This is a genomic window from Streptomyces sp. NPDC006602 (genome assembly GCF_042870385.1).
GTDB lineage: Bacteria > Actinomycetota > Actinomycetes > Streptomycetales > Streptomycetaceae > Streptomyces.
The window spans coordinates 1-24,900 of record NZ_JBIAHG010000034.1 but is presented as its reverse complement, the minus strand read 5'-3'; the positions used below and the strand labels follow the sequence as shown (position 1 = coordinate 24,900).

Below are 24,900 nucleotides of genomic sequence, written 5' to 3'. Positions count from 1 at the left end.
CCCTCCCAGCTTCCACGGCTCTGGTGTTGTTGTGTTGACGCTGCCCTGTTCGTGGGGGGGGGGGGGGGGGGCGGGGGGGCGGGGGCCGGCCCCCCCCCCCCCCCCCCGGGACCACGGCGTGCGCGACCGGCGTGACGTCATGTGACGGACCCGAGGAGGGGGCTATGACCGTGTTCATCATGGTGGCGGGCGTGTTCACCGGCACCCATGTGTGGCAGGAGACGGCCGCGCGGCTGATCGCGGCGGGCAGCGAGGTGCACGCGGTCCCGCTCACCGGAGTCGACGCGGGCCGCCCCGCCACGTCAGTCCGCGTCGATCTGGAGACGCACATCGCGGACGTGATTGCGGTGATCGACGCGGTGGACGCGGAGTCCGGGCGGGAGACTGTGCTCGTCGGTCACGATTACGGTATCCACCCGGTGCTCGGTGCCGCCGACCGGCGGCCACAGCGCGTCGCCCGCGTCGTGTACCTGGACTGCGGGATGCCGCAGAACGGCGTCCCGGCCCTGGCCGCCGTACCGGACCAGACCCTGCGCGCGCGGCTGGCTGAAGGGGCCGAACGCGCTGATGCCGAGGGTGAGTTGGCGCCACCGGCCCGTGACGAATGGCAGCGCTGGGGAAGTACCGCCGGCGTCTCAGACGCGGCACTGGACCGGCTCACCGCCCTTGCCGCGCCGCAGCCGCTGGGCACCCTGCTCCAGCCACTGCGGCTGACTGGAGCGGTGGCCGCCGTGCCCACCACCGGGGTGCTGTGCACTCGTAACGGCGTCAGCGTCGACCTGGTGCAGCGGCTCGTCGACTTCGGCGACCCGATGCTGGCGGCTCTGACCGATCCTCAGGTGAGCTTCTTCGAACTGCCCACTGGACACTGGCCGATGCTGTCCTGCCCGGCCGAACTGGCGGACGTCCTGCTGCGCGCCGCTGCTGGCGAGGGGCAGCGGCTGCGACCGGTCGGCGCCGACGCACCGCCCGCCCATCTGCGCCCCTTCCCGCTGGACGTGCCCGAACTACCCCGGGACCGCAAGGGACATGTCGACCTGTACGTCCCCGACGCCGAGGGCCCGCGACCGGCCGTGGTCTTCGTGCACGGCGGCCCGGTCCCCGCCGGGGCCCGGCCGGCCCCGCGCGACTGGCCGACCCTGGTGGGGTACGCCCGCCTGGCGGCCGCCGAGGGCATGGTCGGCGTGACCCTCGACCACCGGCTGCACGACATCGCCGACTACGAGCGCGCCGCCGCGGACGTCACCGCCGCGGTCGAACTGGTGCGCGCCGATCCCCGGGTGGACGCCGACCGGGTCGCCCTGTGGTTCTTCTCCGGTGGCGGCCTGCTCACTGCGCCCTGGCTGACGAAACCCCCGGCCTGGCTGCGCTGCCTGGCCGCCTCCTACCCGGTCATGGCGCCGCTGACCAACTGGGGGCTGACCGGCAGCCGGTTCCGCCCCGCCCGGGCGGTCACGCACGCGGGTCCCCTGCCCATCGTCCTCCTCCGGGCAGGGCGAGAGACACCCGAGATCGCCACCACCGTGGAGGCGTTCGTGACCGCGGCCAACGACTGCGGAGCGCACCTGGAACTGGTCGACGTCCCGAACGGCCACCACGGCTTTGAAACCGTCGACGCGGCGGAGGAGACCCGCCCGGCCCTGCGCCACGCCATGCGCTCCGTGGTGACCCACCTGACCGGCTGACCCGGACACAGCGCGCGGACCCGGGAGTCCGCGCCATCGGCGCCGACCAGCAGGTCATACGATCGCACTGCTGCCATCGGCGAAGTGCAGCAGGCCCTTGTCGGCGGATTCGAACGCGTGCCCCCAGCGCACCGTGGGTTCGGGGACGGAGCCCAGCAGCATGCGCAGATCGGCACGGTCGACCTCGGGTCGCTCGAGCGGGGCGTCGTCGGCCTGTCCTCCTGGGGCGGCAGCGTGCCGTCCGGCTGGAGAAGTCGCAGGTCCTGGCCTTCACGACGGGAGATCGCGTGGTACCGGTCGATCAGGCCGGTACACGCCGCCCGCCTGCGGATTTATTCGCCCCCGCAAGGATCGCCGACGGTTACTGACGATCTTGGCGTGATGTCGCCCGGCCGGTGTACTCCTTCCCAGGCCGGTGGCACTACGGCATCCGACATCACGCCCGGAATCTCAGTAGCCGCGCACGTGCAGTCCGAAACCCGTGCTGCCCGCGGGCTCCAGTCCGTCCTTCAGGTGCAGCGAGGGGATTTCGTAGTCACCGAAGTTCTGCCGCCGGAACGCGATCGGCTCGGTCGACTCGAGGGTGAGCAGGCGCTGTTCCCATGCCTTGGCGACGTCCGAGTAGTCCTCGCCGCTCATCCGGTCGGCGCCGTACAGCACGAACGGCGGCAGCACCTCGAGGCCCGGGTAGTAGAGGATGCCGTGGTGGATGGGGAACAGCAGATCGTCGATGGGGCCGTTGATCCCGCGAGCGGCGTAGTGCGACTCCGGGCCGCCGGCGGTCACCGACAGCAGAGCCTTCCTGCCCGCGAGGGTGCCTTCGCCGAAGCGCTCGCCGTACCTGGTGTCGCTGTGCTCGCCGACGCCGTACGCGAAGTGGTAGGTGAACACCCGGTCCACCCAGCCTTTGAGGATCGCGGGCATCGTGTACCACCACAGCGGGAACTGGAAGATGATCGTGTCGGCCCACAGCAGCTTCTCCTGCTCGGCGAGGACGTCCGGGGTGAGCGTCCCCGCGTCGAAGGCCCGGCCCGAGTCCAGGGCGACCTTCAGCGGAATTGAGGCGTCGGGGCCGTAGTCCGCGGCGTCCACGACCGCCTTCCAGTTCATCGCGTACAGATCGCTCACCCGTACCTCGTGCCCGGCGGTCTCCAATGTGGACACCGCGAGGTCCTTCAGCGAGCTGTTGAGCGACTTCGGCTCCGGATGGGCGTGGACGATGAGCGTCTTCACAGGAACTCCTTCGGATCGGGTGCCTTCGATTCTGGGCGCCGCGGCGCCCGCCGTTCAGGGGCGCCTCTTCCGTCGGACTGGGCTTCCTGGTAATGACAGGACCACCTTCACGGGCACCACCGAGGCCATACTGGGGGCCATGGACGATCTTGCGGGCTTCCTGCGGACCCGGCGTTCCCGGGTCGACCCGGCAGCCGTCGGCATCCCCACCGACAGCCGCCGCCGGGTCGAAGGGCTCCGCCGCGAAGAGGTCGCGCACCTGTCCGGAGTCAGCGTCGACTACTACGTACGCCTGGAGCAGGGCCGCGCGACCCAGCCCTCCGAGCAGGTCCTCGACGCGCTCGCCCGCGTCCTCGGACTCGACGAGACCGAACGCGGGCACCTCTACCGGCTCGCCCGACAGCGCCGCCGCCGCGCGAAGGCGCCGGGCGGGCGCGTCCGGCCGGAGCTGCTGCGCGTCCTCGGCCTGGTCGCCGACGCGCCCGCGCTGATCATGGACAACCGCCTTGACGTGCTCGCCGGGAACCGCCTCGCCGGGCTCCTCTACGGCCGGCCGATGCCGGGCCTGAACACCGCCCGGCACATCTTTCTCGAGGAGGCTGAGCGCGGCCTTTACGCGGACTGGGAGAAATGCACCCTCGACGTGGTCGGGCACCTGCGCCTGGCTGCCGGCAAGTACCCCGAGGACCCCCGCCTGGCCTCCCTCATCGGCGAGCTGGCGATGGGCAGCGAGCGCTTCCGCCGCCTCTGGGCCCGCGCGGACGTGCGTGCCCGCACACATGGCCGCAAGGCGTACCGGCACCCGCTCGTCGGACTGCTGGAACTGCACCAGGAGAACTTCGCACTACCGGACGAATCAGGCATAGAGCTGCTGGTGCTGTCCGCGGCCCCCGGCAGCCCCGCCGAGGACGGGCTGCGCCTGCTCGCGGGCCTGGGCGCGGACTGCGGTGAGGCGCATCCCACAGCGAACGCTCAAGTCCGCGAGTAACTCGACGACGCCCGCCCAAGGCCGGGAACGGAGGCCACGTCGCCGAGCAGCGGCGGGGCCCATCCCAAGCGCTCGAATCCGCCGCTGCCATCCTCGTCCGGCGCGCCGGCTTCACGCCGGGTCCCTGCGTCAATCCGCCGATGTCCCTGGGTCACTCCATCGACAGAAACGTTCGTGACGGTCGTCAGTTTCATGGTCACAATTATCTTCGCGCTGGGGTCGTCGTTCGGTAGGACCGGACTGCGGCGCCGCGTCCGCACTCCACGCTTCGTGCGTCACCCTGCGTGCGGCCGGTGCGCGGTTCGCCCGTGCCCCGGGCATGGCGCGGACCGACATTGCCGGCACCGATCTGTGCGGAGGGGCGGTCGCCTCAGCGAGAGGGACCGGAGAGGTCCTCGTCGGTCGCTGTCGGCCACTCGTACGCCTTCTGGAGCCGGACGATCCGGCGATCATCACCGGCTACAAGGCAACCAAGAACAGGCCCGTCACCGCGGCGCAGAAGCAGGTCAACAAGCTCATCGCCGCCGAACGGGCGGTGTGCGAGCACGCGTTCGCCCATCTGAAGCGCTGGAGGATTCTTACCACGAGCGGCTTGACGTTCGCTACGCGACCGCGCTGGTCCAGGCGCTGATGGTCCTGGACCAGCGCGAAGTCGCCCGCCTGCAGACGGCCTTGACGCAGGAGATGCCGCACCGACCAGCGTGAGCACCCCGGACCGCGACGACACCGGCCTGCGCGTCTCGCCTTGGCCGACCGGCGCCATCGACACAGGCAGTCCGCCTGTTGACCGCAACTAGATACTGAGTGTAGACACTGAGGTATGACTGTTCCTCTGGCACTCCTCGGACTCCTCGAACGGGAGTCGAGCCACGGCTACGACCTCAAGCGCGACTACGACGCCTACTTCGGCCGGGGCAAGCCGCTGCCCGCCGGGCAGGTCTACTCGACCCTGGGCCGCCTCGCCCGCGACGGGAAGGTCGAGGTCGGCGAGACCGAGCCCGGGTCGGGGCCGGACCGCAAGCGCTACGTGATCACCGAGCTGGGGGTCACGCAGGTGGAGACCTGGCTGACCGAGCCGGTCGCGGGTGAACCGCACCTGCAGACGGTGCTGTTCACCAAGGTCGTACTGGCACTGCTGCTGGAGCGCGACCCCCGTGCGTACCTCGACATCCAGCGCGCCGCCCACATGGAACGGATGCGGGAGCTGACCGAACTGCGCCGGACCGGCAGCACGATCGACTCGCTGCTCGCCGACCACGGCATCTACCACCTGGAGGCCGATCTGCGGTGGATCGACCAGACCGTGGCCCGGCTCGCCGCCCTGACAGCAGAGGTGCGCTCATGAGTGCGGACGACGGCTTCCTCGTAGAAGCGCGGAACGCCGTCCTGTCGTTCGGGCAGACGCCCGCGCTGCAGGGTGCGAACCTCTCCGCCCGTGCCGGCGAGATCCTCGCCGTCACCGGCCCGAGCGGCTCCGGCAAGTCCACGCTGCTGCACTGCCTGGCCGGGATCCTCGTACCCGACTCCGGCGAGATCTGGTTCGACGGCCGCCGCGTCGACACCCGGCGCGAGCCCGAGCGCAGCGCGCTGCGCCGGGATCACTTCGGTTTCGTCTTCCAGTTCGGTCAGCTCGTCCCCGAGCTGACCGCCGAGGAGAACGTCGCCCTGCCGCTGCTGCTCGCCAAGTCCCGCAGGGCGAGCGCGCTGGCCGAGGCACGGCCTTGGTTCGGGCGGCTCGGCCTCGACGGTCTCGAGGCGCGCCGATCCGGCGAACTTTCCGGCGGGCAGGCACAGCGTGTCGCCTTGGCCCGCGCCCTGGTCTCCCGCCCCAAGGTGCTGTTCGCCGACGAGCCGACCGGGTCGCTCGACTCGCTCACCGGCGAGCATGTGATGGACCTGCTGGTCGCCTCTGCGCGCGCGGAGGGCACCACCGTCGTCCTCGTCACCCACGAGCCGCGGGTGGCCGCCTTCGCCGGCCGCGAAGTCATCGTCCGCGACGGCAAAGTGACGCCGCTGTCCGTCGGACGGCTCGCCTCGTGATCCGCCTCGGCCTGCGCCTGACCCTGAGCGGCGGCAGGGAGGCCGCCGCCCGCCTCGCCGTCATCGCGGCCGCCGTCGCCCTCGGCGTCGGCCTGCTGTTGAGCATCCTGGCGGCCATCAACGCCACCGCCACCCAGAACAGCCGAAACGCCTGGCTCAACACCGGCACCGGCAAGAGCGCGTCGAGCTCGGCGGCGAAGGCGGACACGGACCCGCTGTGGTGGCTGCTCAGGGCGGACCACTTCGACGGCAATACCATCGGCCGCGTCGACATCGCCGCCACCGGCCCGAACTCCCCGGTCCCACCAGGCCTTTCACGCCTTCCCGGACCGGGCGAGTACTACGCCTCACCGGCCCTCAGCAAGATCCTCCACTCCACCCCGGCCGCCGAACTCGCCGACCGCTACCCCGGCCACCAGGTCGGCACGGTCGGCAAGGCGGCGCTCCCGGGCCCCGACTCCCTGGTCATCGTCATCGGCCACAGCGCCGACCAGCTCGCGAAGCAGCACGACGCCACGCAGGTCACCTCGATCACCACCGCGACCCCCAGCAGCTGCGACGGAACGAACTGTACGGTCAGGACGGGCATCGACAGCAGGGGTGTCAAGCTCATCCTCTCCGTCGCAGGCACCGCCCTGATCTTCCCGGTGCTCATCCTCATCGGCACGGCCACCCGGCTGGCAGCCGCCCGCCGTGAGCAGCGCTTCGCCGCGATGCGCTTGGTGGGCGCCACGCCGCGGCAGATCTCGATGATCTCGGCCGTCGAATCGACGGTCGCCGCGGTCATGGGCACGGCCGTCGGCTTCGCCCTCTTCTACCTGTTCCGTACGCAGCTGGCGGCTGTCAACCTCACGCGTACGCCGTACTTCGCCAGCGACCTCACGCTCCGCACCAGCAACATCCTCCTCGTCTCCGTCGCCGTCCCGGTGGGCGCCGCGATCGCGGCCCGGATCGCCCTACGCCGCGTGCAGGTCTCCCCGCTCGGGGTCACCCGGCGCGTCACGCCGCGCCCGCCGTGGGGCTACCGGGTGATCCCACTGGCCGCCGGCATCGCCGAACTCTCGTACACCATCGGCCGGGTGCCCAGGAGCACCGACGGCCAGATCTGGGTCTTCGTCCCGGGAATCCTGCTGGTCCTGACCGGTCTCGTCATCGCCGGACCCTGGCTGACCATGGCCGGAGCCCGCGTTCTGGCCCGGCTCACCAGCCGGCCCGCGCTGCTCGTCGCGAGCCGGCGGCTCGCGGACGACCCGAAGGCCGGCTTCCGCGCGGTCAGCGGGCTGGTCCTCGCCCTGTGCGTCACCAGCGCGGCCGTCGGGATCATCGGCTCGCTGAACGCCGAGCGCAGCATCCCACAGGCCGGCCGGGCGGTCGCCGGGGCCTTGGACGCCCACTACGTCCAGGGCTTCAACCGCACCACCGGACGTCAGATCGGCAGTGTGCCCCCGCTCTCGAAGGCCGCGCTCGGCGACCTGAACTCCGTACCGGGCGTCAAAGGCGTGCTGATGATCCACACGAACCCGCTCGGCACCACGGACCCGGCCTATCGCGGCCCCCAAGGCTCCGTGACACCGCCAGTGGCCGGCCTGGCCTCCTGCACGGAGCTCGCGAAGATGCCGGCCCACAGCACATGCGCCTCCGGAGCCCAAGCGGCGTCGGTCACCCAGAACTACGGCAGCTTCGGCACCTACTACTGGGAGCACTGGCCCACGGCATGGCCCGCCGCCAGCATCTCCATCCAGCGCCTCGCCCGCCTCCCTGTCCAGGAGATCGTCGTGGCCACCAACGGGTCGGCGTCGGCGATCGAACGCGCGCGCACCATCCTCGCGAACACGTATCCCGACCAGGACGTCCCATGGACCGTCCGCGAGAACCACGCCGAGAGCGGCGCACAGCTCGCCGGATACCAGCAACTGGCCAACGTGGTCGTCCTGGTCAGTTTCCCCATCGCCGGCTGCAGCCTGGCGGTGAGCGTGGCCGGAGGCCTGCGCGACCGCAAGCGCCCCTTCAGCCTGCTGCGGCTGACCGGCACACAACTCGGGGTGCTGCGGCGGGTGGTGCTGCTGGAGAGCGCGGTCCCGCTCCTGGTGGTAGCCGTGGTGGCGATCGGGATGGGATTCCTGGCTGCCCAGCTGTTCGTACAGGCACAGTTCAGGTACTCGATCCACGCGCCGGGGATCACGTACTACGCGATCGTGCTCGCCGGGCTCGTCGCCTCGCTTGGGGTCATCGCGTCCACGATGCCGCTGCTCAGGCGGATCACGGGACCCGAAACGGCACGCAACGAGTAGCAGGCACGACGAGGACCCGGATCGGCCTACCCCGGCCGGTCCGAGTCGTCCCTCGTTCAGGGCCTGTGGATCGCGAGCTCGTAGCCGCGCAGGACGTCCCCGCGCAGGGCACGCCGCCCGACGGGGCCAGCGATCAGCTGACTGCCGCTCCGGCGGAGTCCAAGGGCGGCGGCGCAACCCCACACGGCCTTCACCTCATGCGCCGCCGCTCACGCAACAGCAGGAGGCGGCGCGTCGAGATCGACGAGCCGGGTCGTCATGCGGCCGCGGTGAGAGCGGCGGCTGTGGCGACCGCGATGTCGGCGCGGGCGTGAATGACCAGGCGAGTACCGCGAGTATCGGCGTTCGCCTCGAGCAGTCGGCGTGCGGGGCGCTCTGGGTGGCAACGGACGTCAAGACCCCAAGGGCGTTGCAAAGCTGGCACTCGAACGACCACGCTCACCGCTGCCTCGGTCGCCGCGGGATCGTCGAGGACGATGACGAGGGCGTCCGGCTTGTGCGCCCGGACCAGATCGCTGATCTGCCTCAGCAGGTCGGCTCGCCTGCAGATACCGGGATCGTTGTGCACCGTGATGACGAGCACTCCTTGCTCGAGTGCATGCGAGATCATCACGGACCTGTCCCTTCTGTGGGATCGCCTTCTCGGCTCCCAGTACCCCGTGCCGGTTCCGCAATGCGCCGTCAAAGGCATGCTGAGCTTGGTGGTGAGCACGGCCCCAGCGCGGCCCCTTCCCTTGTACGCCGCAATGCGGGCGGGTTCGGCTGGGATTCGGTGCAGCAGCTGTCGGACAACTTTCCGGTCCACGAACATGCTGCGGGAAAACGGTGGCGGCGGTCGTGCCGTGCTCCGCTGGCGTCATGCCGGGCTGACTCGGCTGTGTGCCGTCTTTGTCTTCGGGCTCACAGGTTCCACGGAGCACAAAGTGGGACTCGTGGAGAAGTAAGGAGGCCACGCCGCGTCGACGACCACACCGACGTCAGGCAGTGGTCGCACTGGAGGTACTCCGTCGGACGTCGGACTCCGTCGCCTCGGTGGCACGACACGATGCCGACCGAGAGGCCACGGGCCTTGCGAAAGAACCCTGATGAGCACCGACGACACGTACAACAGCAGCCACATCACCCAGTGACTGCTGGAGAGCGACTACCTCGAAGACTTCCTGCAGACACTGGCCGACGCGGCCCTCGAACTGTCCCATTCCGAAGGCGCAGGCCTCACACTGCAGCGGGACGGCCGCCCACTGACCGTAGTCAGTGCCGGCACCGCAGCGACAACGCTCGACGAGAAGCAGTACGGCCAGGACGACGGCCCTTGCCTGCACGCCCTGCGCACGGGCGAAGAACTCCGCATCAACGACATGTATGAGGAGACCAGGTGGGACGACTATCCCACCTACGCAACCGCCTGCGGGAACCGTTGGGCGAGTCAGACCGGCGTCGTCCCGTCGCTGAAGGACGGCTTCGTCCAGGCGGCCGGCAGGATCCAGCTCCACGTTCACGGCGCCACACCTCGTCGACGTCAACGTCAGCAAGGACCCGTTCTATGACAGCGTGATGCCGAGTCGCTCCGCCAGCTCATGGGCACTGAGGCCGTACGTCTCCCGGATCCGTACGCCGTCGGGGCCGACGTCGAAGACGCCGCAGTCCGTGTAGACGCGGCTGACGCAGCCGACGCCGGTGAGTGGGTAGGTGCACTGCGGCACGAGCTTCGGCTCACCGGAGCGGGTGAACAGCGTCATCATCACGTAGACGTCCTTGGCGCCGATGGCGAGGTCCATGGCGCCGCCGACTGCGGGGATGTCGTCGGGCTTGCCGGTGGTCCAGTTGGCGAGATCGCCGTCGAAGGCGACCTGGTAGGCCCCGAGGACGCACACGTCGAGGTGCCCGCCGCGCATCATGGCGAACGAGTCGGCGTGGTGGAAGTACGCCGCCCCCGGCAGCTCGGTCACCGGGACCTTGCCGGCGTTCGTCAGGTCGGGGTCGACCGCGTCGCCCTCGGCCTTCGGGCCCATGTTGAGCATGCCGTTCTCGGTGTGCAACACGACCCCGGAGTCGGCCGGGAGGTGGTCGGCGATCTTGGTGGGCTGCCCGATACCGAGATTGACGAAGGCGCCGGCCGGAATGTCGCGTGCGATGACGGCGGCCAGTTCGTCCATCGAGAGCCGGTGTTCGGCGCTCCTCGGCGCCCCGGCGTACGCCTGGCCGCTCGACGTGGTGGTCGACGTGTTGGTTGACCTGGTCGTTGACGTGGTGGTCATCGGGCTCCCTGCACGGTGTAGTGGCGGGCTTCCACCTGGACGACCCGGTCGACGTAGATGGACGGGGTGACGACGGCCTCGGGGTCGAGCGTTCCGGGCTCGACGACCTCGTCGACCTGGACGATGGTCGTCGTCGCGGCCGTGGCCATGACCGGTCCGAAGTTACGGGCGGTCTTGCGGTAGACGAGGTTGCCCAACGCGTCCGCGACGTGCGCGCCGATGAGCGCGTAGTCGCCCTTGATGGGGTACTCCAGCAGGTACTTGCGGCCGTCGATCTCACGCTCCTCCTTGCCCTCGGCGAGCGGTGTGCCGACCGCGGTCGGGCAGTAGAACGCGCCGATGCCGGCACCGGCCGCGCGCATCCGCTCGGCGAGGTTGCCCTGCGGCACGACTTCGAGTTCGATCTTCCCCTCGCGGTAGAGGCCGTCGAAGACCCAGGAGTCGGCCTGGCGCGGAAAGGAGCAGAGCACCTTGCGCACCCGGCCGGCGGCCAGCAGCGCGGCCAGCCCGACCTCACCGTTGCCGGCGTTGTTGGACACGATCGTGAGGTCCTTCGCGCCCTGCCGGATGAGCGCGTCGATCAGATCGAACGGCATTCCCGCCAGGCCGAAGCCTCCGACGAGAATGGTGGAGCCGTCCTCGATCCCGGCGACCGCGGCGTCGGTGCTTTCGAGGATCTCCGCCCGGCTCACTGGGCCGTCTCCGTAACGTCGCAGTTCTCGAGTACGACGGCCAGCCCCTGACCGACCCCGATGCAGATCGCGGCGACGCCGTAGCGCTGCCTCGTCTCGCGCAGCACCTTGGCCAGCGTGGCGAGGATGCGGCCGCCCGAGGCGCCCAGCGGGTGCCCGATCGCGATGGCGCCGCCCTTCTGGTTGACGATGCCGGGGTCGATCTTCCACGCGTCGAGGCAGGCGAGCGACTGCACCGCGAAGGCCTCGTTCAGCTCGACCGCACCCACCTGGTCCCAGCCGATCCCGGCCCGGGCCAGCGCACGGTTCGCGGCCTCGACCGGGGCGTATCCGAAGGCCTGCGGCTCCAGCGCCATCACACCGCGGCCCGCGATGCGGGCGACCGGGTCGGCCCCGATCGCGGCCGCGGCCTTCTCGCTGCCCAGCAGCACCGCGGAGGCACCGTCGTTGAGCGGGCTGGCGTTGCCCGCGGTGATGGTGCCGCCCTGCTCCGCCGTACGGAAGACCGGCCGCAGCCCGGCCAGCACCTCCGGCGTGGATCCGGCCCGGATGCCCTCGTCGCGGGCCAGGTCGACGCCTTCGACCGGCACCACCAGGTCGTCGTAGAAGCCAGACTCCCACGCTGCGTGGGCGAGTTGGTGGGAGCGAGCGGCGAACTCGTCCTGCCGCTCGCGGGAGATCCCGAAGCGCTCATGGAGCTGCTCGTTGGCCTCGCCGAGGCTGACCGTCCACTCCTTGGGCATCCGCGGGTTGACCAGCCGCCAGCCGAGCGTGGTCGAGACCGCGGTGACATCGCCGGCCGGGAACGGCTTCGCCGACTTGGGCAGCACCCATGGCGCACGCGTCATCGACTCCACGCCGCCGGTCAGCACCACCTCGGCATCGCCGGACTCGATCGTCCGGCTGGCCGTCATCGCAGCATCGAGGCTGGAGCCACAGAGCCGGTTGACCGTGGTGCCGGGCACACTCACCGGAAGCCCGGCGAGCAGCGCCGCCATGCGGCCGACGTTGCGGTTCTCCTCACCGGCGCCGTTGGCGTTGCCCCACACCACGTCGTCGATCGCGGCAGGGTCGAAGCCCGGTACCCGGGCGAGCGTCGAGGTGATCGCGGCGGCGGCAAGGTCATCGGGGCGGACGCCGGCCAGCGCGCCGTTGAAGCGGCCGAACGGCGTGCGTGCCGCGGCGTACAGGAAAGCACTCATAGCCGCGACACTAATCCCGGGCCGCGATATTCTGAAGTACGCATGTCTGAGCCAATTGATACGGACGACATATGGATCTGCGTCACCTGCGGTACTTCGTGGCAGTGGCCGAGGAGCGCCACTTCGGTCGCGCCGCCGAGCGGCTCCACATGGCCCAGCCACCGCTCTCCACGCAGATCCGCCAGCTCGAGGCCGAACTCGGCGTCGAACTGCTTCACCGCACCACACGCCGCGTCGACCTCACCGAGGCCGGCCGGGCCTACCTCAAGCGGGCGCGCGCGATCCTCGCCGACGTCGACGAGGCCGCCCATCACGCACGGCTCGTCGCCGCCGGCTCGGTGGGCCACCTCGCGATCGGGTGCGTGGGCTCGGCGACGTACAGCCTCCTGCCCGCGCTCTCGCGGCGGCTTACGGAGGAGCTTCCCGGCGTCGACTTCTCCTTCCGCGGCGAGATGCTTGCGCCCGACCAGGTCGAGGCGCTGCGCAGCGGCGCGATCGACGTCGCGCTGCTGCGCCCTGTGGCGGCCGACCTCTCCCTCACCGTGCACACGCTGCGCCGGGACCGGCTCGTCGTCGCCGTACCGGTCGACCACCCCCTCGCCCGCCGGAAACGGCTACGCACCACAGACCTCGCCGGTGCCGACCTGATCGTGCATTCCGCCGACCGCCGGTCGGTGATGTACGACGTGGTGCTGGGCCTTCTGCGCGACGCCGATGTCGAGCCGCACATCCGCCACGAGGTCGGCGAGACCTCGACGCTGGTCACGCTCGTGGCCGGCGGCCTCGGCGTCGCAGTCGTGCCCGAGCCCGTGACCGCGCTGGCGCTTGACGGCGTCGCCTACCTGCCGCTGGCCGGGCCCGACGCACGCGTGGAGCTGGCCGTCGCCCACCGCGCGGACCGCTCCGAGCCACACCTGGCGCGCACCGTGGGAATCATCCAGGCGATGTTCTGAGACCCCGACGCCGGACAAGGCCGCCCTCCTCGGCGCGACAACCCTGCCTGGTGACGTCGAGCGCCACCGGTTCCCCGGCGACGCGGAGGCCCAGGACTCACAGGGCACCCTGGACTCCGGGGAGACCCTGGCCACCTCAGACCGCGGCGTCGTCATGCTGCGTCGCATGCTTCTCGCCATGGTCGACGACGTCGAGGCCGGACGCGACCCGATCAACATCGTCCGCGACGCGTCGGAGGTCCACCACACCCAGTCCGGCCTCTTCACCATCGGCAAGCGCCCGGGCGACGACGCCGCGGCCACCGCTGCAGTCTGAGCAAGAACGATGAGCAACGAGTGGCTCGACACCATCGTGGTCGCCCGGCGCGAGTAACCGCCCGGATCGTCGTGCTCGACCTGGTCGGTCCCGCCGACCTCGAGCTTCCGGAGTTCGCCGCCGGCGCCCATGTCGACGTACTGGTGTGTACGAGATCAAGGAAGGCGAGAGCGTCCTCGACGTCCTGCTCGCGGGCGGCAGCCCAGCTGACGAGAAGACCGTCACCGCCGCCACGAAATTCCTCGCCGACGGCGATCCCGCGTTCCAGTCCTGGAACGCAGTCGCGCTCCGGCGGCCATGGGCCTTGTCCCGCATACGCCCTCGCCGTCGGCGCTGTCGGCCGCTGTATGGGCTGGTTCAGTGGCCGCCTTGGTCGTGGGCGTAGGCGGCCAGGATTTGCTGCCGGGTGCCCACAGTGTGCAGGAAGCGTTCATCGAGTACGGCGGCGAGGTCATCGAGTGAGGCGGCGAGCACGGCTGCGGCGACCCGGGCGCCCGAGTGGTCGGTCAGCCGTGCCTGCTTGGCGAGGTCGGCGGCGTAGCCGAGGTTGAGCGCCAGCGAGATGTCACTGGGGCCGTCGTGGAAGTAGTACGACTCGGGGTACTGGAGGAAATCCACGCAGGCACGTGCGATGTCGGCGGCGAGTTGGTCGAGGACGGCGCCCCCCGCCTCGGAGGCCAAGTCTCCGGCCGCCGGGTCGGCGCGGCGCAGCTGGGAGATGCGCAGTGCCAGCGCCCGTCGCCGGGCCAGGGCCGGATAGATACCGAGAATCCAGGAGACGGTGGCGGTCAGGAGCGCGAAGCCGACCAGCGCCTCCAGCGGCGCGATGATGCGCAACCAGTCGGCGGAGGGCGCGATGTCGCCCAGGCCGAGCGTTGCGACGGTGACAAGGGAAAGGTACATCGCGTCTACCGGCCCGGAGTGCTCCGACGGCTTCAGCGCGCCGGAGAAGGAGAAGGCTTCCGGCATGTGCGGCCAGTAGATCAGGGCCCAGCCCACGGCCACGGCGCAGGCCCACGTGGCCACCACGGTCACCATGCCGACCGGTCCGGCCAGCCCTGCGGCTCTCCGACTCTTGCGGCCCCGGGTGGACAGCCGCCACAGCAGCGTCATAACGAGCCTGCTCAAACCCCCGTGGCGGGTGGGGTGCCACAGGGTGTGAAACACGTCCCGCAGGATGATCAGCACCAGCGCCGCGCCGATCACTGTGACCAGCCATTCCATCGAACCTCCCCGGCCGCGCCGGCCCCGGATCCATGATGCGGCCGTCCCCGCCCGGAAGCGATCACGCGCCGCGCTCGGTCTGTCGTGCCCGTCCGATTGGGCGCAGGCGGGCGTTCCCCGCCGTCACCGACGCACGCTCAAGCGATACGGGACTGTCAGTGCCGTACTGCACCATCGATGTCGGTGGACACCCGCACGTCACGGTTGCACCGCCGGGCGCGCTCCGCCGCACAGGGCACCTGATTGGTCGATGGCGTCGCAGCACACCTGAGAAACTCGGCTGGCCTCAGGCCGAAAGTCCCGTCCGAGACGCCCACTCGGTCCCGAGCAGCTCTCAGGCCGTCCGAGCCATCCTGCTGGGCCATGGTTCCGTGGGCAGATCTGCGCCGGAAGCGTGGTTACAGGTTTGGAAGTTCGAGGCAGCCTCCAAAGGTGACGTGCTCGGTGACCTCCAGTTCGTCCATGACACGCCGCACACCGGGCACGGGCGGGATGTCCCGATCCGAGGCCGAGGCGTCGAGCGGCCCGCTGCTGAACAGGCAGACCGGACGTCGGGCCAGGGACCGGCGGTGACGGCGGACGAAGCGGCGGGCGTCCAGGTGCCAGCGACCGGCGTACAGTCCGCCGCCGACCACCACGGCGTCGTAGGGTGACACGCTCGTCACGGACCGGGCGGGCAGTGCCTCGGCTGCGAGCCCCTGCTTGCGCAGAACCTCGGCGACGGTCTCGGCGATCTGTGCCGTCGACCCGTTCTTCGTTCCGTAGGCGACCAACACTTTCCTCGGCATGCCGCTCCCCCCTCCTCCCTCTCATAGACGGCGCAGCCAGTCGTCGGCCACGCCGTGCAGTGCCTGGTCCTCAGGCTGGAGCCGCGCGTCGTCCAGCCGGTAGGTGAGCTGGTCGACCACGTCGACCACACCGTCGATCTGCCGGGTCATGGACACGGCGATCTCGGTCTCGCTCTTTCGTTCCATCTGGCCGTCCAGGGTGACGACACCTTCCGTCACCGACACGTCGACACTTCGCGGCGCCAGCCACAGGGCACGCACCAACACCTCCTCGATCACCTCCCGCCGGATTTCCGCGTCGGGGCGCAAGAAGACCCGGAGCAGGTCGCGGCGGGTGACGATGCCGACCAGCCGCTCCTCCTCGTCCAGCACCGGCAGCCGTTCCATGTGCCGCTCGGCCATGACCCGTGCGGCCTCCACGATGGAGTCGTCGGCGTGCGCTGTGACGGGCGGCTCGGTCATCAGCTGTCCGGCCGTGCGGGCCCTCGCCTTCGCCGCCCGGCGCTTCGCGCCTGGTGTCAGCGCGGTGAACCGGAAGCGCCGCTTCGGTCCGTACGGGTGCGGAGCCTGCGCCTGGTGCATCATCAGGTCGGTCTCGGAGATGACGCCGATGACACGTTCGTCCTCGTCGACGACGGGCAGTCCGCTGATCCGGTGGCCGGCGAGCAGCCGCGCGACCTCCTTGAACGGGGTTCCGTACTCGGTCCGGACCACGTCGGTGGTCATCACGGACCCGATCTTGTTGTGCTTCATGACGGTTCCTTCCTCAGCGGAGTCGGCGCAGGTAGGGATCCCGCGGCCGGCGCGGCAGCAGGCGTATCCGCGCGTCGAGCACGGTGATCGAACCGGGTGTCGCGAGGACCGGGTTGAAGTCGGCCTCCGCCAGCTGCGGCAGGTCCTGCGCCATGCGGGACAACCGCAGCAGCAGCTGCTCCAGGCCCTTGAGGTCGACGGGCCCGCTGCCGTGCGCACCGAACAGGAGCGGGGCGCAGCGGGGGGCGGTGATGAGATCGTGCACGTCGTGGTCCGTCAACGGGGCGAGGCGGGCCGCGTGGTCGGCGAGCAGCTCCGTGGCCGTACCGCCCAGCCCGAACAGGACCAGAGGTCCGAAGACGTCGTCCTGGACCACTCCGGCGAACAGTTCGGTACCGCGCTCGGCCAGCGGCTGCACCACGGCCCCGGTCATCACGCCGGCGAACCGGGTCTCCAGATCCCTGAACGCGGCCCGCACCTGGGCCTCGCCCCGCAGGTCGAGGTGGACCGCGTGCTGTTCGCTCTTGTGCAGCAGTCCCGGCCAGTGGGCCTTCAGGACGACGCGTCCGTCCGCTCCGCGCAGCCGCTCGGCGGCGAGGACGGCCTCGTCCTCGGTCTCCGCCCAGGCCCAGGGCAGTTGGGGGATGCCGTAGCAGGCCAGCAGGTCCGCGCAGGTGTCCGGCTCGAGCCAGCCGCCTTCCCGATGTGCTGCGAGATAGCTCCCAACGACCTCATGCGCGCGGGCCCAGTCGACTCCCTCCAGAGCCGGTACGGTGCCCGTCGGACGGCCGAGCCAGGCCGCACGACGCGCAGCGCGGGCCAACGCACGTGCCGCCGCACGGGGTTCCGCGTACGAGGGGATCGTGCCGCCGTCCGTCGCGGGCAGCAGACTGACCGGTACCTCCTGCTCCAGGCGTACGACGGCGACCGGCCGGGTCCGCCGCCCCGGTCCCCGAGTGACTGCCCGCACCAGGTCGTCGCCCGTCGCTGCGGCGACCGCGGTGGGGACGAGCGCCACCAGGACGGCGCCGACGCCGGGATGGCGCAGGATCCGGTCCACGCAGGCGCGCAGTTCGTCCTCCGTGACGGCGGCGGTGGCGTCCACCGGGTTGCCGAAGCCGGCACCGGCGGGCAGAACGGCCTGCAGATCGTCGACCAGCTCGGGAGTGAGCCGTGGCAGTACGAGTCCCGCCTCCGCGCAGACGTCGGCGGACAGGACACCCGCACCGCCCGCGTTGGTCACGATCACCACACGCGCACCCGACGGGAGCGGCTGGGAGTGCAGCAGGGCGGCGGTCTCGAGGAGTTCGCCCACGGAGTGGGTGGCGGTGATGCCCGCCTGGGTGAACAACGCCTGCCGGGTCATGGTGCGGGTGGCCGCGGCCGCGGTGTGCGAGGCGGCGGCCCGCCGACCCTCGTCCGTCCGGCCGGCATCGACGGTCAACACTGGCATGCGGCGAGTGACACGACGGGCGGTACGGGAGAACGCCCGCGGATTGCCGAAGGACTCCAAGTGCAGCAGTGCGAGGTCGGTACGGCCGTCGCCCTCCCACCACTGGAGCAGGTCGTTGCCGCTGACGTCGTACTTGTCACCGAGGGAGACGAAGGACGACACGCCGATGCCGAGCCGGGACAGCCCGTCCAGCAACGCGATACCCACTCCTCCGGACTGCACCGCCACACCGGCCGTACCGGGTCGCGGATGGTCGGCGGCGAAGGTCGCGTCCAGGGACAGAGCCGGTTCGGTGTTGGAGATGCCGAGGCAGTTCGGTCCGACGAGGCGCATGCCGTACGTGCGGCACGCGGTCAGCAGCGCCCGCGCATGGGCCCTTTCCAGGCCGGCGGAGACGACGACGAGAGCCCGTACGCCCGCCTTGCCGCACTCCTCCGCGATGCCCGGTACGGCGGCGGCGGGCGCGGCGATCACCACGAGGTCGGGGGCCATGGGCAGGGCGCTGACGGAGGCGTACGCATGAACGCCCAGGATCGCGGAGGCCTTCGGATTCACCGTGAACAGGCGTCCTGTGTAGCCGCCCGCGTGGAGGTGGTGCAGCAGAGCCCGCCCCACCGAACCGGGCTTGCGTCCGGCGCCGACGACAGCGACCGACTTCGGCCGCAGCAGCGGCTCCAGGCTGGCCACGTCGGCCGCCCGGCCGCGGGCCTCCACTGCCGTGAGGTACGTGTCGTCCTCGTCGAGGGCGATGGACCAGCGCACCTCCGGCCCCTCGAAGCGCCGCGTGGCGCGCAGACCGAGGTCGGCGAAGAGCCGGAGGACTTCACGGTTCTCGCTCAGTGCGTCAGCCGCGAAGGTGGTGATGCCGTCCTCCCTGGCCGCCGACACCAGATGTTCCACGAGCAGGGTGCCCACGCCCCGGTGGTGCAGCCCGTCGGCGACGGCGATGGAGATCTCGGCGACGCCCTCCTCCTTGCCGACCTCGTACTCGGCGAGCCCGATCACCTGCCCCGCCGACTCGGCCAGCAGGGCCCGGTAACCGGTCCGCGGCGAGGCGCAGGCCCGGTCGGCGGCCATGGCGGCGGAGCGGCGGCTCATTCCGAAGAACCGCAGGCGCAGGTTCTCCGGGGACATCTCCTGGTACAACCCCTCCAACTGATCGTGGTCGTCATGCAGCACGGGACGGACACATACGGTGGTGCCGTCCGTGAGCAGGGCGTGGACCGGGGAGCGGTTGAGCGTGTCGTCCGACATCACAGATCTCCTCCAACTCTCGACGCCTCGAGCATCCATCTGTTCGCGGCAGCGGCCCATGGGCTGTCCGGGGCCTGTGCGGGGGGCCGGAAGGCCCCAAGTGGCACGGTCGTCATCGTCACTGGCGCGTGGGCGCGCGGCCGAATGGGCCGTCGACGTCCGGCTCGGCACTGATACGTCGGCGATCTCTCCGCTGCCGACTGCCGGGGAGATCGGTGCTGTGATGGTGAAGGTCGGGATCCTGCTGGCGGTGGTGGAAGCTGTTGACGAGCGACCGGGAGTCGATCACCTGCGGAGTTGCCTCCCGGATCACGCGGCGAGCCCGTACCTCAGGCCCGCTGCGGTACGACCGCCACCGTGCAGGCCGAGTGGTGCAGTACCGCGTGGGCGACACGACCGAGCTGCGGCCCCCCGTGCCCGTGGCGGCGCCGGGCGCCGACGACCAGCAGGTCGGCGCCTGCCGCGGCGCCCCGATCGACCGGGCCCCGTCGAGCCGACGTCTGCACAAAGAGCACGGGTAGGCGCCGGGACGACGCCGACCGGTGCGCGGCTGCCCTGCTGGCACCACATCATCCGCCGCTGTGAGGGCTTCCGACCGATACGGCCCCGGACCAGGCACTCCGCGGGATCAGGCTCCCCTCTCGACCAGCCGTCTCCATCCCCGCCCCGGCGTGGCAAGGGACCGTTCGGCATCCGTGCTGAGCCTCTCGGCTCACGCCGCGCCCTCCCCGTTCGAGGCACCGTGTGACAGGAAGTCACCCGGAGGAGGAGGCTGCCATGACCGAACTCTCCGCCGGCAAGAGCATCGTGGTGGGCGTCGACGGGTCCGAGGCGTCCATGGCGGCGTTGCGCTGGGCGACCGAAACGGCCCATACGCTGCACGCGGATGTCGTCGCCGTACACGCCTGGGAGCCGACCGGAGCCTGGTTGGCGCCCTATGCTCCCACCTCGGCACGTCCGACGGCCGCCGAGCAACGTGACCGAGCCGCCCAACTGGCCGGGTGCTCCCGACGAGAAACGTCATCTGCGCCACCGTCGCCTCACCGGCTCAGGGCCAGCGGCTCGGCGGCTCCGGGTCGAGGACCGTATGTGGGGCGCGCCGCGGGGTGGCGGGGCCTTCCGGACCGTAGCCAAGACGGATCAGCATCTGCGCGTGCCCGGTGTGCTCCGAGGCGGGGCTCAGCTCGCGGCGCAGGTCGGGCCATTCCAGCGGCTGGTGCAGCAGGGACGTACGCAGGCTGTGCGCCGTGGCCACCAGCAGGACGTGTTCGAGTGCCTGCCCGGCGCGCAGCCAGTCGGCGCGGCGGTCGTGGGTGGTCGTCAGCAGGGCGATGACCGGGCCGGTCTCGAAGTCCTTGGCGGGCAGGCACTCGGGATGCCGCTGCGCGGTGAAGTCACGCATGGGGATGCGCTCACGCGCGTCCTGCGGGCCGAGCGCCCCCTGCGGGAGACCACTGTCGGCGGAGTCGTCCGGGTCGAGGTGCACCCATCGGCGGCTCTCCGTACACCGGTCGGAATCGGTGCGGTTGCGGTGCTCGGCCTCCGCGGCGACGCGGAGGAGGCGTGCCGTCTCAGCCGCGTCAGGGAAGACGAGGGAGGCTCCCTCCGTGTGGGCGGCTTCGGCGAGTTCGGCATGTGCGTGCGGTTGCAGCGGCCGGCCGGAAAAGGGAAAGCGGCTGCTGTGCCTGCGCCAGATCGCCGGGTAGAGGTCCGGCCGGTGCCACGTGGGATGCGAGCTGTGGGTCCCCGTGAGCCGGACGGTGGCGAGCATGCCCGTGTCCTGGGGACGCGGCAGCAGGCGTACGACGGGAGACCAGCCGAAGTGGCCCACCGCCACGCGGAGGTTGAAGACGGACGCACCCACCGACAGGTGCAGGGCGCGCGCGACGGGATCGACGTGGCGCAGGCCCCGTTCCGGGGCGGCACGCACCTCGAAGGTGACGGTGTCAGGATCCAGCCTGAAGCGCCACGGCTGGGTGTTGAAGATCGAGGGCGCGGCCACGGCGGCCGAGATGCAGGCTTCCAAGGTGGCGGCGTCGAGCGGCGCGGTGCGCATGGTGGCCTCCTCCCTTACGGACGTCGGTCAGGTACCGGTGTTCTTCGAGGGTGGCGGCGCGGCGTGCCCGGGCGGAGGGGCCGTTGGTCCCTGGCCGGCGGCCGGACAGGGTACGGTCGGCCGCCGCGGCGCAGTGTGGGGTGCGGAGCGCCGCCCTGCGGACTGCGGCGTTCCGAACGGCCCTGCGGCTACCGGGCCGAAGGGCCCCTCGCGGGCACGGACTTGGATCCCGGTCGGCCCCGCGATGCCCTCTGTTCGACCCATGCCGCTGAGTGCTTCCACCTGTCACCTTCCTGACCGTGACTACGAGGAGGTGCGGTCCGATGCGTGGCGGCAAGCGTACGAAGAAGCGGCTGTGGCGGTGGCGGAGCAACCCGCTACGTCGACGCGACGACGTTCTCGAGGCGTGGCTCGTACTGGCCGTATGGGCGCTCATCGCGGTGGGCGGAACGCTCGCCGGGGCGGTGACGGCCCGGGCCGCCGACGATGTCTTCGCGCAACAGCGCGCCGAGCGTACCCACGTGCGAGCCGTACTCCTCGTGGACACCCCGCACGCCGCGCCGAACAGCTACCGGGTCGTGGCGAAGGTCCGCTGGACCGCTCCGGACGGTTTCGTCCACACCGGGAAGACACTTGTGGGCGCCGGGAAGAAAGCCGGGACCGACATCGAGGTCTGGACGGACGCCCAGGACGAGTTGACCACCGCTCCGCCCAGCCGGGACGAGGCAACCCTCGAGACGGGCCTCCTGGGGGCCGCAGCCGCCCTCACCGCGTCGGGCCTCGCGTTCGGCGTCGGCGGGCTCGCCCGGTGGCGGCTGGACCGGCGGCGCGTCGATCAGTGGGGCAGGGAGTGGGATCTGGTCGGTCCGCAGTGGGGACACAAGACCGGCTGATCACGCCCGTAGAACCGGATGATCGTGTCGGGCTGTCGGGCACCGCTCCGGGTCAGGGCGGCATGGCGGTGCTCCCTCCGGGCGCAGACGCATGCCATGGCGAAAACACCATGCGCAAGGCCCTCCCCGTCCCCAGGATCGCCCCTGTGGTCTCTCTTGCCACCGCTGCCACGGAGTGATCCTAGAATCAGGCGCGGACGTCGGCTTCGGCATCCGCGAGGGGTCCCCCGTCCCCACCGGAACGGCGGCCGCGCCAGGGGGACGGCCCTCACAGGGCCGCGGCCGCACCTGGGTCGTCGGCCGAGTGTCCGCGCGGCTTTTACTGCGCGGACACGTCCCCCGCCCAAGTGCACGGCCCGTGGGCCTCGTCCGAGCGGATACCAGCCACCGGCGAACCGGGCATCGCCCCAATGCCACCGGCCGTTCTGTCGCCGGCGCGGCTGCAGCACTGGCATCCGGAGCCCACCACCCTGCCGCCGTCCGGCCCTGCAGATCGCAGCCCATCAGCCCGCCCAGCCGGATGTCGAACTCCCGGGTCCGGCTGACCTGCCGACCTTTCTCGAAGACTGGCTCTCCTGCCGGTCGCCTCGGTCACCCTCCATAGGGCCGTGTCACGGCTCGTCCGTGACCGGCACCCGCCACACCAGAACGGTCCCGCCGCCGGCCGGGCTGTCGAACTCCAGTTCTCCGTCCAACTGCTGGGCGCGTTCGGCCATGTTGCGCAGGCCGCTGCGGCGGCCCTCGGGCGGGATGCCCACACCGTTGTCGGAGACCGTCAGGCGCACTTCGCGACCGTCGGTCTCCAGCGCCACGTCGGCACGGTCGGCACGGGCGTGCCGGGCGATGTTCGTCAGCGCCTCGGACAGGACCGCCACCACCTGGTCCGCGATCCGCCCGGGGACCTCGGTGTCCACCAGGCCTTCCATCCGGACGCTGGGAGCGAAGCCGAGCACTGGAGCGGCCTCGCCGGCCGCGCGCACCACGCGGGCGCGCAGCCCGGATCCGGCGGCCCCGTCGTGCGAACGCAGACCGAAGATGGTCGACCTGATGATCTTGATGGTCTCGTCGAGGTCGTCGACCGCCCGCGTCACGCGGTCGGCGGCCTGCGGATGCTCGATGAACCGGCCCGCGCTCTGCAGGGTCATTCCGGTGGCGAACAGCCGCTGGATCGCCAGGTCGTGCAGGTCCCGGGCGATCCGGTCGCGGTCCTGGAGCATGGCGATGTGTTCGGCGTCGCGCCGACGTTCCGTGAGCTCCATCGCGATCGCGGCCTGGGCGACGAACGCCTGCAGCGGCTCGGTCTCCTTCTGCGTGAACACCGGCCGACCCGCCTCGCGCACCAGCAGGACGACACCGCGCACGCTTGCGGCCGTTCCGACGGGAACGGCCACGGCCGCTCCGAGACCGTTGAAGCGCGGGGCAGTGTCGGACACCCACTCGTCGTGATTGACGTCCGCGCTCGTGACCGGAGAAGCCGTGGAGAAGGCCCGGCCGATCAGGCCGCCACCCACGGGAAGCACCAGGCCGCGATGTTCCTCCGCGCCCTGCCCGATGGCCAGTTCCACCGTGAGCGAGTCGGTGTCCTCCATGGGCATCGCGACCACGGCCAGGGCGGCATCGGTGATCTCCCTGGCCCGCTCGGCGATCAATCCGAGCGCCTCTGCGCGCTCACTGCCGGACATCAGGCTGTGGGTGATCTCCGCGTTCGCCGTCAGCCAGCGCTCGCGCAGCCGGGACTCCTCGTACAAGCGGGCGTTGTCGATGGCGACGCCGGCGGCCACGGCGAGAGTGGACAGGACCGACTCGTCCTCCTCGTCGAACTCCGTTCCTCCCTGCTTCTCCGTCAGGTACAGATTGCCGAAGACCTGGTCCCGCACCCGGATCGGGACGCCGAGGAAGGTGTTCATCGGCGGGTGGTGGGCTGGGAAGCCGTACGAGGCGGCGTGCTCGGAGAGCTTCGTCAACCGCAGCGGCTCAGGGTGCCGGATCAGCTCTCCCAAGATGCCGTGGCCCTCCGGATAGTTGCCGATCTGCGCGATCTGGTCCTCGGTGACCCCCACGGTGAGGAAGGCGGACAGCCGTTTGCCGTCCGGTCCGATCACGCCGAGGGCCGCGTACTGCGCGTCGACCAGCACGGCCGCCGCCTCGACGATGCTGTACAGCGCCTGTTCGAGGTCAAGTTCCCGGCCGACCGAGAGCACGGCTTCCAGCAGGCTGTGCACCCGGTCGCGGGTGCCCCGGGCGGCGTCAATGCGGGCCTGCAGCTCCTCCAGTAGCTCGTCCAGCTTCAGCTGCGGCAGCCGTACACGGGCCTCCTCAGGGCTTCCCACAAGTGCTCCTCACCCTCTCGGCCGCCGACGGCCGACCGTTTCAGTCACGTGCCACCGTAACGGTGCGAGAGAAGCGCGGGTAAGGAATCGGCCCTGGTCATCCTCGGAAAGACCGGCTTCCCGGTCAGCCTGGCCGCCATGTACTCGGTGAGGAGTCGACGGGCACGGGCAGGTTGAGCACCAGGGTCAGGTGGATCGACGGTGCGGCTGAAGCTGTTGACGCCCGCGCGCACGCTCATGTCCGTCGCCCCACCGATCGGCTGTCCGGTGTGTACAGCACGGCTTGCGAACGCCCGGGACAGGAGGGGCCCGGGCCGTACACGGGCGGCCCCGGGGCGCGTTCCGACCCGGTCCCGCACCGGGGTCGTCGACGCGGGGCTTTCAGCGTCCTTCGTTCTTCAGCCGGTCCTGTGCCTGGGTGGCGATCACCGCGGCCTGGATGCGGCGCTCCACGCCGAGCTTGGCGAGCAGACGGGAGATATGGTTCTTGA

General features: G+C 70.8%; 20 protein-coding genes and 6 pseudogenes. 12 read left to right on the top strand and 14 right to left on the bottom strand.

Annotated features, from left to right (window positions below; genetic code table 11):
• Positions 1-164 precede the first annotated feature (164 nt).
• Complete coding sequence (locus ACFYO2_RS41325) at positions 165-1,685, top strand: alpha/beta hydrolase (RefSeq protein WP_388360308.1); 1,521 nt, start codon at positions 165-167, stop codon at positions 1,683-1,685.
• 8 nt (positions 1,686-1,693) lie between these two features.
• Here the strand turns inward: ACFYO2_RS41325 and ACFYO2_RS41320 are convergent.
• Together ACFYO2_RS41320 and ACFYO2_RS41315 are read right to left on the bottom strand one after the other, a co-directional pair.
• A pseudogene (locus ACFYO2_RS41320) lies at positions 1,694-1,993 on the bottom strand (FAD-dependent monooxygenase); the annotation flags it as partial.
• 142 nt (positions 1,994-2,135) lie between these two features.
• A complete protein-coding gene (locus ACFYO2_RS41315) occupies positions 2,136-2,918 on the bottom strand; it encodes an NAD(P)H-dependent oxidoreductase (RefSeq protein ID WP_388360306.1) in 783 nt (260 codons plus the stop codon).
• A gap of 139 nt (positions 2,919-3,057) precedes the next feature.
• On the opposite strand from ACFYO2_RS41315, the gene ACFYO2_RS41310 reads away from it, so the two are divergent.
• The 6 genes and pseudogenes from ACFYO2_RS41310 to ACFYO2_RS41285 all read left to right on the top strand — a co-directional run bounded on the left by ACFYO2_RS41310 (position 3,058) and on the right by ACFYO2_RS41285 (position 8,237).
• Positions 3,058-3,906, top strand: coding sequence for a helix-turn-helix transcriptional regulator (locus tag ACFYO2_RS41310; protein WP_388360303.1), 849 nt, complete (start codon positions 3,058-3,060; stop codon positions 3,904-3,906).
• Positions 3,907-4,159: 253 nt separating this feature from the next.
• Positions 4,160-4,258 (top strand): annotated as a pseudogene (locus tag ACFYO2_RS41305) (TetR family transcriptional regulator); the annotation flags it as partial.
• Positions 4,241-4,537 (top strand): transposase family protein, encoded by a 297-nt coding sequence (locus tag ACFYO2_RS41300; protein ID WP_388360409.1) that lies wholly within the window; start codon positions 4,241-4,243, stop codon positions 4,535-4,537. The pseudogene ACFYO2_RS41305 and the gene ACFYO2_RS41300, both read left to right, overlap by 18 nt.
• A gap of 189 nt (positions 4,538-4,726) precedes the next feature.
• Positions 4,727-5,251 (top strand): helix-turn-helix transcriptional regulator, encoded by a 525-nt coding sequence (locus ACFYO2_RS41295; protein ID WP_388360301.1) that lies wholly within the window; start codon positions 4,727-4,729, stop codon positions 5,249-5,251.
• Positions 5,248-5,946, top strand: a complete 699-nt coding sequence (locus ACFYO2_RS41290) for an ABC transporter ATP-binding protein (protein ID WP_388360298.1) — start codon at positions 5,248-5,250, stop codon at positions 5,944-5,946. Before ACFYO2_RS41295 ends, ACFYO2_RS41290 begins: the two co-directional genes overlap by 4 nt.
• The gene (locus tag ACFYO2_RS41285) at positions 5,943-8,237 is read left to right on the top strand and encodes an FtsX-like permease family protein (RefSeq protein ID WP_388360295.1); all 2,295 of its coding nucleotides are present in this window, start codon (positions 5,943-5,945) and stop codon (positions 8,235-8,237) included. Before ACFYO2_RS41290 ends, ACFYO2_RS41285 begins: the two co-directional genes overlap by 4 nt.
• Positions 8,238-8,493: 256 nt before the next feature.
• Here the strand turns inward: ACFYO2_RS41285 and ACFYO2_RS41280 are convergent, their stop codons facing one another.
• Positions 8,494-8,949 carry a hypothetical protein gene (locus ACFYO2_RS41280; protein ID WP_388360294.1) on the bottom strand — a complete coding sequence of 152 codons (456 nt, stop codon included), beginning with the start codon at positions 8,947-8,949 and terminating at the stop codon, positions 8,494-8,496.
• 418 nt (positions 8,950-9,367) lie between these two features.
• Here ACFYO2_RS41280 and ACFYO2_RS41275 point away from each other — a divergent pair, with 418 nt between their 5' ends.
• Positions 9,368-9,784 carry a GAF domain-containing protein gene (locus ACFYO2_RS41275; RefSeq protein ID WP_388360406.1) on the top strand — a complete coding sequence of 139 codons (417 nt, stop codon included), beginning with the start codon at positions 9,368-9,370 and terminating at the stop codon, positions 9,782-9,784.
• On the opposite strand, the gene ACFYO2_RS41270 is transcribed toward ACFYO2_RS41275, so the two are convergent.
• From ACFYO2_RS41270 to ACFYO2_RS41260, 3 genes are read right to left on the bottom strand one after another with little or no spacing between them, the layout of a single operon-like run.
• Positions 9,779-10,495 (bottom strand): 3-oxoacid CoA-transferase subunit B, encoded by a 717-nt coding sequence (locus ACFYO2_RS41270; protein ID WP_388360292.1) that lies wholly within the window; start codon positions 10,493-10,495, stop codon positions 9,779-9,781. The genes ACFYO2_RS41275 and ACFYO2_RS41270 overlap by 6 nt on opposite strands.
• Entirely contained in the window at positions 10,492-11,187 is a 696-nt protein-coding gene (locus ACFYO2_RS41265) for a 3-oxoacid CoA-transferase subunit A (RefSeq protein WP_388360290.1), read from the bottom strand. Before ACFYO2_RS41265 ends, ACFYO2_RS41270 begins: the two co-directional genes overlap by 4 nt.
• Positions 11,184-12,389, bottom strand: a complete 1,206-nt coding sequence (locus tag ACFYO2_RS41260) for a thiolase family protein (protein WP_388360288.1) — start codon at positions 12,387-12,389, stop codon at positions 11,184-11,186. The genes ACFYO2_RS41265 and ACFYO2_RS41260 overlap by 4 nt, the downstream gene beginning before the upstream one ends.
• 71 nt (positions 12,390-12,460) lie before the next feature.
• On the opposite strand from ACFYO2_RS41260, the gene ACFYO2_RS41255 reads away from it, so the two are divergent.
• Both ACFYO2_RS41255 and ACFYO2_RS41250 read left to right on the top strand, forming a co-directional pair.
• Complete coding sequence (locus ACFYO2_RS41255; protein WP_388360286.1) at positions 12,461-13,342, top strand: LysR family transcriptional regulator; 882 nt, start codon at positions 12,461-12,463, stop codon at positions 13,340-13,342.
• Between the two features lie 166 nt (positions 13,343-13,508).
• Positions 13,509-13,658: a hypothetical protein gene (locus tag ACFYO2_RS41250; protein ID WP_388360284.1), complete on the top strand. Its 150-nt coding sequence runs from the start codon at positions 13,509-13,511 to the stop codon at positions 13,656-13,658.
• A gap of 357 nt (positions 13,659-14,015) precedes the next feature.
• On the opposite strand, the gene ACFYO2_RS41245 is transcribed toward ACFYO2_RS41250, so the two are convergent.
• From ACFYO2_RS41245 to ACFYO2_RS41225, 5 genes and pseudogenes are all read right to left on the bottom strand, one after another.
• The gene (locus tag ACFYO2_RS41245) at positions 14,016-14,882 is read right to left on the bottom strand and encodes a potassium channel family protein (RefSeq protein WP_388360282.1); all 867 of its coding nucleotides are present in this window, start codon (positions 14,880-14,882) and stop codon (positions 14,016-14,018) included.
• Positions 14,883-15,295: 413 nt separating this feature from the next.
• Positions 15,296-15,670 (bottom strand): annotated as a pseudogene (locus tag ACFYO2_RS41240) (flavodoxin domain-containing protein); the annotation flags it as partial.
• A 21-nt stretch (positions 15,671-15,691) separates the two neighbouring features.
• Entirely contained in the window at positions 15,692-16,423 is a 732-nt protein-coding gene (locus ACFYO2_RS41235; protein ID WP_388360279.1) for a CBS domain-containing protein, read from the bottom strand.
• Between the two features lie 13 nt (positions 16,424-16,436).
• Positions 16,437-19,130 (bottom strand): GNAT family N-acetyltransferase, encoded by a 2,694-nt coding sequence (locus ACFYO2_RS41230; protein WP_388360276.1) that lies wholly within the window; start codon positions 19,128-19,130, stop codon positions 16,437-16,439.
• 329 nt (positions 19,131-19,459) lie between these two features.
• A pseudogene (locus ACFYO2_RS41225) lies at positions 19,460-19,597 on the bottom strand (universal stress protein); the annotation flags it as partial.
• 310 nt (positions 19,598-19,907) lie between these two features.
• Here ACFYO2_RS41225 and ACFYO2_RS41220 point away from each other — a divergent pair.
• A pseudogene (locus ACFYO2_RS41220) lies at positions 19,908-20,141 on the top strand (universal stress protein); the annotation flags it as partial.
• A gap of 37 nt (positions 20,142-20,178) precedes the next feature.
• Here ACFYO2_RS41220 and ACFYO2_RS41215 read toward each other — a convergent pair.
• A complete protein-coding gene (locus ACFYO2_RS41215; protein ID WP_388360274.1) occupies positions 20,179-21,186 on the bottom strand; it encodes an Acg family FMN-binding oxidoreductase in 1,008 nt (335 codons plus the stop codon).
• Positions 21,187-21,509: 323 nt separating this feature from the next.
• Here ACFYO2_RS41215 and ACFYO2_RS41210 point away from each other — a divergent pair, with 323 nt between their 5' ends.
• The gene (locus ACFYO2_RS41210; RefSeq protein ID WP_388360271.1) at positions 21,510-22,079 is read left to right on the top strand and encodes a hypothetical protein; all 570 of its coding nucleotides are present in this window, start codon (positions 21,510-21,512) and stop codon (positions 22,077-22,079) included.
• Between the two features lie 611 nt (positions 22,080-22,690).
• On the opposite strand, the gene ACFYO2_RS41205 is transcribed toward ACFYO2_RS41210, so the two are convergent.
• Together ACFYO2_RS41205 and ACFYO2_RS41200 are read right to left on the bottom strand one after the other, a co-directional pair.
• Positions 22,691-24,409: a GAF domain-containing protein gene (locus ACFYO2_RS41205; RefSeq protein ID WP_388360269.1), complete on the bottom strand. Its 1,719-nt coding sequence runs from the start codon at positions 24,407-24,409 to the stop codon at positions 22,691-22,693.
• 381 nt (positions 24,410-24,790) lie between these two features.
• Positions 24,791-24,900: pseudogene (locus ACFYO2_RS41200) on the bottom strand (DNA-binding response regulator); the annotation flags it as partial.